Raw genomic sequence first — 7241 nt, forward strand, 5'->3', positions numbered from 1 at the left:
AGGGCTAATTGTGCATCTGCTGGGCAAACAAATTAGCCTGTAATTCAGAGCCGGCAATCGTTTTGACGATTTAGATAAAATTTTCAATGTGACACTTTAGGGTGCGGAATGTGGGCTAATATATATATGAGGGTGCTTATTTCCTATTAAGAACCGTAAACAATGCAATGAAAACTTTAAATCAGAATCCCTGGCAAGTAGAGGGAGGAGAAACCCTACCCCTACTTTACGAAATTGATCAACATCTTTGGTTAGAGGAAACAATAAAAATCCTCAAGGAAAATCGCTTAGATGAATTAGATGTAATCCATTTAATTGAGGAATTAGAAAGCTTGAGTAAAAGAGATAAAAACCGAGTCAGTAGCTTACTTGAACAAGTGATCAGGCATTTATTACTTTTACAATATTGGACAACAGAAGCAGAAATAAATCGAAATCATTGGCGAGCGGAAATTATCAGTTTTCGCACGCAATTAAGAAAATGTTTAACGACGAATTTACAGAATTATTTAGCTGAGGAATTACCGATAATCTATCAGGATGCTTTCGATTATGTTCAACAAAAAACTGGTTTTTCTGGCGATTTTCCCTCAGAATGCCCTTACAGTTTAGAGCAATTATTAGATAAAACTTGGTTCCACTGTGAAGATTAGACATTAAAAATGATAGAATTATCGAGGAAAGCCGTTCTAAAACGATGGGTTTTTTAACCGAAATTTGCGATAATTAAGATGCGCTTAAATTATCAACTTGGCATCAATGCATATTTTTAGCTCTTTTGTCTCATCTACGGCCACTTTTGCCGAATTATCCCTACAAGCAGCCAAGGCCCCTGTTGATACCCTCACCGGTTGGTCATTAGAGGATCGGGATCCGCAAGTGATCGAAAAATTTGTCCCCCTTCTGGATTGGTTTTATCACCATTATTTTCGCGTCAAAACCGATGGTTGGGAAAATATTCCCCCCTCAGGACAGGTATTATTCATCGGCTCCCACAACGGCGGTTTAGCGGCCCCCGATATGTTTATGATGATGTATGATTGGTTTCAACGCTTTGGCAGCGAGCGCTTAGTCTATGGTTTGATGGATTCGCGAGTCTGGCAAGTTTTTCCATCCCAAGCGCATCTAGTGGCCCAAATGGGGGCCATTCATGCTCATCCGAAAATGGCGATCGCTGCTTTAAATAGTGGCGCTAGTGTCCTCATTTATCCCGGAGGTGCTGCGGATGTTTTCCGTCCCCACAGTTTAAGAAATAAAATTTATTTTGCCGGTAATCAAGCTTTTGTTAAACTAGCTTTACAGTACGAAGTGCCGATTATTCCCGCCATTTCCCACGGCGCTCACTCGACTCTGTTTGTCCTCGAAGATATTTATCCTCAATTAAAAGAATTGCATAAAAAGGGTATGCCTTGGCCTTTCGGTATTGACCCCGGGACCTGTCCCATCTATTTTGGTTTACCCTGGGGACTAGCTATCGGTCCCTTGCCGAATATTCCCTTACCCGTACCGATACATACGCGGGTTTGTCCTCCAATTATTTTTGAACGTTACGGCAAAAAAGCGGCCCGGGACCGCCGTTATGTACGCGAATGTTATGAGAAAGTCTGTTATTTGATGCAGCAGCAACTCGATCAATTAGTGGCAGCCAATTCTCCCTGATAAGCTAAGACGCATTTAAAGCACTTATTCTTAAGATTAGCCGAATCTCCCCCAATCCCTTTACTGTTGCCTCTTGCCTCTTGCCTCTTGCCTCGTCTCAACAAGCAATTTAAATGAGCGATCGCACTTGAGGATGGCTGCGGTCAGATTAACCCGCTTGTGAGATAATGAAGTGTTTTGAGCAAAGTTATCAGTACAAAGTTTTCTCTTGAGATTTGACGATTATTTGGGGAATGCAGAAAATTATGAAACTATTACCCGCAGAATGCCAGCATTTACAAGACAAAGTAGCCATAGTAACTGGGGCCTCGCGAGGGATCGGTAAAGCGATCGCCTTGGAATTAGCCAGCCAGGGTGCTACTGTAGTGGTGAACTATGCTAAATCTAGCAGTGCTGCCGATGCCGTTGTCGAAGAAATTACCGCGGCCGGGGGAAAGGCAATAGCTCTACAAGCAGATGTGGCTAAAAGCGAAGAAGTGGATAATTTAGTGGACAGTACCAAAGAAAAATTCGGTCATATTGATGTCTTAGTTAATAATGCCGGTATTACCCGGGATACCCTGATGTTAAGAATGAAATTAGAAGACTGGCAAGCAGTCATCGATCTCAATTTAACCGGAGTTTTTCTCTGCACTCGCGCCGTCAGTAAATTGATGTTAAAACAGAAAAGCGGCCGCATAATTAACATCACTTCTGTATCCGGTTTGATGGGTAATCCGGGTCAATCTAATTACAGCGCCGCTAAAGCTGGTGTTATCGGTTTAACGAAAACTTTAGCCAAAGAATTTGCCAGTCGAGGCATCACTGTTAATGCCGTGGCCCCCGGCTTTATTGAAACCGATATGACTCATGACCTCAAAGCAGATGAAATTCTCAAATATATCCCCCTCTCCCGTTACGGAAAACCGGAAGAAGTCGCCGGAATGGTGCGTTTTTTAGCCGCCGATCCCGCCGCTATTTATATCACTGGTCAAGTCTTTAACGTCGATGGTGGCATGGTTATGGCTTAATTCAGTTATCAGTTATCAGTTATCAGTTATCAGTTATCAGTCATCAGTGATTAGTTATCAGATTAAAGTTTTAAGTTTTAAGCTTTAAATGATATTATTCACCGCTCAGTCTTCACTCTTCACTCTTCACTAATTACTGTTTACTGTTTACTGTTTACTGATTACTGTTCACTGATTACTGTTCACTGATTACTGTTCACTGATTACTGTTTACTGATTACTGAAAATGACTTACTGTTTAGGAATTATCAATCGTTTTGGCATTGTTATGGGGGCGGATTCTCGCACGAATGCGGGAGTCGATTATATCTCGGCCTATCGGAAATTATTTGACTTTTCGGTATCGGGAGAAAGAGTAATTATGGTCTGTACATCGGGGAATTTATCGATTAGCCAAGGAGTGATTCACGAACTAAAAAGAGATCTGCACAATCAAGAGGATAAAAATCTCCATTCTCTGACTCATCTCTACGATATCGCCCACTATATCGGTGATAAAAGTCGTCAAGTACAAGCTAGGGAAAGAACTTGGCTAGAAAAAGATAATATTGATTTTAAATGTAAGTTTATTCTTGGGGGACAAATTAAAGGAGAAGAACCGCAATTATTCCTGATTTATCCCCAAGGAAATCATATTCAAGCCACCAAAGAAACGCCCTTTTTACAGATAGGTGAAACTAAATACGGTAAACCGATTCTCGATCGCACTATTACCTATGATACACCCCTAGAGGAAATGGCTAAATGTGCCTTACTTTCCATCGATTCGACCATGAAATCGAATATTTCTGTCGGACCGCCTATCTATTTGAGTATGTATGAAGCTAATAGCCTAAGCCTACGTCATAAGTTACAATTGCGCCTAGGAGACCCCTACCTAGCCAAAATGCGGAAACTCTGGGAAGATTACGTCCGGCAAGCTTTCGAGGCTATGCCCAATGTGGAATGGCATTATACCGATGAAGACCCCAAAGAAGATATCATAATAGATTAAGTAGCTCTTTTTAACTTAACTTTACAACTCGATGATCATTGTTACCTTGATGTTGGCAGGTAGTCTAGCTTGGTTTTTTAGCACCCTTGCTGGTGGGGGCAGCCCCCTGATTCTACTCCCCGTTTTAGGTTGGTTTCTCGATGCTGCCGTCATTCCTCCAGTTTTAACCACGGGGATGCTACTCGGTAACGTCCAACGCATGGGAATGTATTGGCGGGCCATTGACTGGCCCTCGACGGTGTGGTATTTACCCGGGGCAATTATGGGATCTACCCTCGGCGCTTTTGTCTTTGCCCATTTACAATTCAAATGGTTGCCGCTAGTTTTGGGAATTTTTCTGGTTTTCTCCTCGCTTAAACAATTATTTCCCCAAGAAGAAAATCCTTTTTTTGAGATTAAAACTTGGTATTTTATGCCCTCGGGATTTATATACGCTTTCCTCTCAGGATTAGTCGGTAGTACCGGCCCGATGATGAACCTGTTTTATATCAACTATGGGCTAGTTAAAGAACCAATGGTGGCAACGAAATCCGTTCACATGGTAGTAGTTCATGTGGCCAAATTAATCGCCTACGCAGCTTTTGGAGTTTTACATCTGCCTTTTCTTGGTTACGGTTTATTGTTAGGATTAGCAGCCTGGCCGGGCAATTGGTTAGGACAAAAAGTTTTAGAAAAAATGAGTCCCCAGCAATTTAAACAAGCAGTGATGTTATTCGTTTCGATGAGTGGCCTATTGATGATCTGGCGAGAACGGGGCATCGTCTTTTAAAATTTTGCTGACAAGGGGACAAATTTTGCTAGAATACTAGATAAAGGTGAATTGTATTAACCATGGCTAATACACCGATAACCGTTAAATTTGCTCCTTGATTAACCCCCTAGCTGAAAATGACAGAAACCGCCAATTTTACCCTCGAACAAGGTTTAGAACGCTACCAACAGGGAGAAAGTGCCGCCAGTTTATTGCCCGAATTTAAAGAATTAAGCGATCGCACTCCTAAAAATGCCGCCGTTTGGTCCTGTTTGGCTTGGTTATATATGCTCACCGATAAACCGGAATTAGCCCTAAAAGCCGCCCAAAAAGCCGTAAAACTCGATAAAGTTTCCCCGCAAAACCGGATCAATTTGGTTTTGGCTATGTTAGAAACCAAAACCGCCGGAGTCAGAGAACATATCGAACTGGTGCAACAATTAGTTAGTTTAAACAAAGAAGTTCGCCAAGAAGTGGATGAAAATATCGCCGATGGTTTGGCTAGAAAACCCGATTGGAAAAGTTTAGAACGCATCAAAGCTTGGTTAAATGAATAAGAATATGGCATTATCAAAACAGTTATTACTCGGCTTAAAAGCCAATGATTTTCGGCATCCCATCGACCTAGAGGCCACTAATTCCCTTAAACAATTGCCTGGGTTAGATATAGCCGTGAGAAGTTTATTAGGTTCCGTCGCTGAGGAATTCTTTTACTTAAATAATATTGCTGCTAGTGTTTTGGTAGGAGAAAAACAATTACCCGACCTGCATAATCTACTCCTAGAAGCTTGCCGAGTTCTCGACTTAGAACCACCTCAATTATACATTCAACAAAACCCCGTTCCTAACGCCTATACCTTCGCCATGCGCGGCAAAAAACCGTTTATGGTGATGCACACTTCCCTAATCGAAATGCTGACTCCCGCGGAAATTCAAGCGGTAATGGCCCACGAATTAGGTCATCTCAAATGTGAACACGGCGTTTATCTGACTTTAGCCAATATTATGGTCCTAGCGGCGGGATTACTGCCCAATTGGGGGACAATGTTAGCACGATCCCTACAGGAGAGAATGTTAGCCTGGGTGCGCTGCGCCGAGTTTAGCTGCGATCGAGCGGCTTTATTGGCAGTTCAAGACCCAAAAATCGTCATGTCGGTGTTAATGAAGTTAGCCGGAGGTTCCCCCAGTCTCGCACCTTTATTAAATTTAGAGGCTTTTATCGATCAGGCAAAGTCCTACGATGCCGTCAGCGCCTCGGAAATGGGCGAAATGTTAAAGGGTTTGCAAACCCAACAGTTAACCCATCCCCTCCCCGTCCTGCGTGCGCGAGAAATCGATCGTTGGGCCAGTTCCCCCGATTATCAAAATTTGTTAAAGGGGCCAAAAATGGGTTATAATGATAAAGCTAATGCCAAGGGCGAATGGCGAAATTGGTAGACGCACCACACTCAAAATGTGGCGAGGCAGCCCCTCATGTCGGTTCGAGTCCGACTCCGCCCATCAAATTACAGTAATTTCTGGCTATTATGGTGTTGATGCTTCCATCCGACTAAACATTAATCTCACCCCGATGAGTAGATTTTACGCCTACTGGAAGCATCCTTACTACCTACCCCACTGGAAAGACGAGATAGATAATTTCAGATTGGAATTAAGCTTGCTGTTTCGCTCTCAGGTAATCTACAATCATGCCTTAGAACGGTTTGGTTATTGTTATCAAAAAGCACTGGGAAAAGCGAGCCGCAAAAGTTGATTAACTTTACCAGTTGACTGTCCTTGGACAATTGAGAAAATTGTTGATGAAGATTGGTTCCCTGGTTAATACATACTCAAAAATAATGCTGTTTTTTAAAGGATTAATATCGCTGTTAAAGTTGGGATTTTTAGGGACTGAATGATGGGTGTCCGACAAAAAACCCCCGCCGTTAGCGGGGGACATGGCATAGTTTTCCTGTGATGCCTAGCTGAGACTTACACCCCGTAAACGAAGTCAGCATTAGTCATGGCAAGTGCGGCACCAGCCCAATACTTCTCAATTAAGCCCAAAAGAGTTTAATCTGATAGATTCTGAAAGACCGCTAGTGGCAGTAGGAGAAGATTCTCCTACTGCCTGCAAACTTAAATGATCTCTCGATTTAGATTACTACCACTGGTGTAGCGGCAGCAATCTTGTAACCACTCAGTTGAATGATCGCATCACTAGCGGCTTGGAAACCGGCCACTCCATTATTGAGAGCGATAAAAGTATCATTTGCAAAGTTTGGATTTGCCACTGGGTCTAGTCTAAAGGCCGCCGCCGTGTTAGCAGCAAAGGCCGCATTAGTCAAGACCAACTGAATCGCCGCTTGGGTTAAAGCAGTAGCTGTGCCTTTCGATGCGGTCAAAGTGATTGGTGCAATAGGCGCAGGGGCATTAATGCTATCAAGACTAGCACCTGTGCCACTGTAGCCTTGAATAACATCAAAGCCAGTCAGCAGCGACTCACCGAGAGAATTGTAATTCAAAGTATCCAATCCATCGCTTCCCGTCAGGATATCTTTGCCAAGACCACCTGTCAGTCCATCATTACCCGCTCCACCAGTGAGAGAATTAGCCAGACTATTGCCCACAATGGTGTCGCTGAGGCTACCACCAATGACATTTTCAAAAGCAGTGGCAATAGCTAGGGTGAGGGTGAGATTTCCGGCGGTGACGGTTTGGGCGACGGCACTGCCGAGATTGAGGTTGATGGTTTTAGTTGTAGTCGCCGCAAAGTTGAGGGTATCGATTCCAGAGGCATCACTTAGGAAATCGGTGCCCAAGAGTAGATCCGTGTCGAAGAGGTAGG

At 43.2% G+C, this 7241-nt stretch carries 9 protein-coding genes and 1 tRNA gene; 9 read left to right on the forward strand and 1 reads right to left on the reverse strand.

All coding sequences use genetic code 11. From position 1 onward, the window contains the following. Nucleotides 1-167 precede the first annotated feature (167 nt). From EWV68_RS07345 to EWV68_RS07385, 9 genes are all read left to right on the forward strand, one after another. Nucleotides 168-653, forward strand: a complete 486-nt coding sequence (locus EWV68_RS07345; RefSeq protein ID WP_061433333.1) for a DUF29 domain-containing protein — start codon at nucleotides 168-170, stop codon at nucleotides 651-653. Nucleotides 654-759: 106 nt separating this feature from the next. Continuing rightward, complete coding sequence (locus tag EWV68_RS07350) at nucleotides 760-1659, forward strand: lysophospholipid acyltransferase family protein (RefSeq protein ID WP_287169353.1); 900 nt, start codon at nucleotides 760-762, stop codon at nucleotides 1657-1659. A gap of 233 nt (nucleotides 1660-1892) precedes the next feature. Next, the gene (gene fabG, locus EWV68_RS07355; protein WP_002782849.1) at nucleotides 1893-2669 is read left to right on the forward strand and encodes a 3-oxoacyl-[acyl-carrier-protein] reductase; all 777 of its coding nucleotides are present in this window, start codon (nucleotides 1893-1895) and stop codon (nucleotides 2667-2669) included. Between the two features lie 226 nt (nucleotides 2670-2895). Beyond that, complete coding sequence (locus EWV68_RS07360) at nucleotides 2896-3663, forward strand: proteasome-type protease (RefSeq protein WP_002782847.1); 768 nt, start codon at nucleotides 2896-2898, stop codon at nucleotides 3661-3663. Between the two features lie 31 nt (nucleotides 3664-3694). Then, on the forward strand, nucleotides 3695-4432 hold the full coding sequence (locus EWV68_RS07365; RefSeq protein ID WP_002782846.1) for a sulfite exporter TauE/SafE family protein: 738 nt from the start codon (nucleotides 3695-3697) through the stop codon (nucleotides 4430-4432). Nucleotides 4433-4551: 119 nt separating this feature from the next. After that, on the forward strand, nucleotides 4552-4971 hold the full coding sequence (locus EWV68_RS07370) for a tetratricopeptide repeat protein (RefSeq protein WP_061433337.1): 420 nt from the start codon (nucleotides 4552-4554) through the stop codon (nucleotides 4969-4971). Continuing rightward, on the forward strand, nucleotides 4964-5851 hold the full coding sequence (locus EWV68_RS07375) for a M48 family metallopeptidase (RefSeq protein ID WP_287169355.1): 888 nt from the start codon (nucleotides 4964-4966) through the stop codon (nucleotides 5849-5851). Before EWV68_RS07370 ends, EWV68_RS07375 begins: the two co-directional genes overlap by 8 nt. Then, nucleotides 5830-5914 (forward strand) — tRNA-Leu (locus EWV68_RS07380). Before EWV68_RS07375 ends, EWV68_RS07380 begins: the two co-directional genes overlap by 22 nt. 70 nt (nucleotides 5915-5984) lie before the next feature. Beyond that, nucleotides 5985-6167 carry a DUF29 family protein gene (locus tag EWV68_RS07385; RefSeq protein WP_287169356.1) on the forward strand — a complete coding sequence of 61 codons (183 nt, stop codon included), beginning with the start codon at nucleotides 5985-5987 and terminating at the stop codon, nucleotides 6165-6167. 382 nt (nucleotides 6168-6549) lie between these two features. On the opposite strand, the gene EWV68_RS07390 is transcribed toward EWV68_RS07385, so the two are convergent. Further along, nucleotides 6550-7241, reverse strand: a 692-nt coding sequence (locus EWV68_RS07390; protein WP_287169357.1) for a bluetail domain-containing putative surface protein, incomplete at its 5' end; no start/stop codon positions are given.

Origin of the sequence: Microcystis sp. M_QC_C_20170808_M9Col, from assembly GCF_007095495.1 — a bacterium.
Taxonomy (GTDB): Bacteria; Cyanobacteriota; Cyanobacteriia; order Cyanobacteriales; family Microcystaceae; genus Microcystis; species Microcystis aeruginosa.

Excerpts from the sequence above, each read along its gene's own strand:
- EWV68_RS07345 (WP_061433333.1), top strand. The coding sequence starts at position 168 with ATGAAAACTTTAAATCAGAATCCCTGGCAAGTAGAGGGAGGAGAAACC.
- EWV68_RS07350 (WP_287169353.1), top strand. The coding sequence starts at position 760 with ATGCATATTTTTAGCTCTTTTGTCTCATCTACGGCCACTTTTGCCGAA.
- fabG (WP_002782849.1), top strand. The coding sequence starts at position 1,893 with ATGCAGAAAATTATGAAACTATTACCCGCAGAATGCCAGCATTTACAA.
- EWV68_RS07360 (WP_002782847.1), top strand. The coding sequence starts at position 2,896 with ATGACTTACTGTTTAGGAATTATCAATCGTTTTGGCATTGTTATGGGG.
- EWV68_RS07365 (WP_002782846.1), top strand. The coding sequence starts at position 3,695 with ATGATCATTGTTACCTTGATGTTGGCAGGTAGTCTAGCTTGGTTTTTT.
- EWV68_RS07370 (WP_061433337.1), top strand. The coding sequence starts at position 4,552 with ATGACAGAAACCGCCAATTTTACCCTCGAACAAGGTTTAGAACGCTAC.
- EWV68_RS07375 (WP_287169355.1), top strand. The coding sequence starts at position 4,964 with ATGAATAAGAATATGGCATTATCAAAACAGTTATTACTCGGCTTAAAA.
- EWV68_RS07385 (WP_287169356.1), top strand. The coding sequence starts at position 5,985 with ATGAGTAGATTTTACGCCTACTGGAAGCATCCTTACTACCTACCCCAC.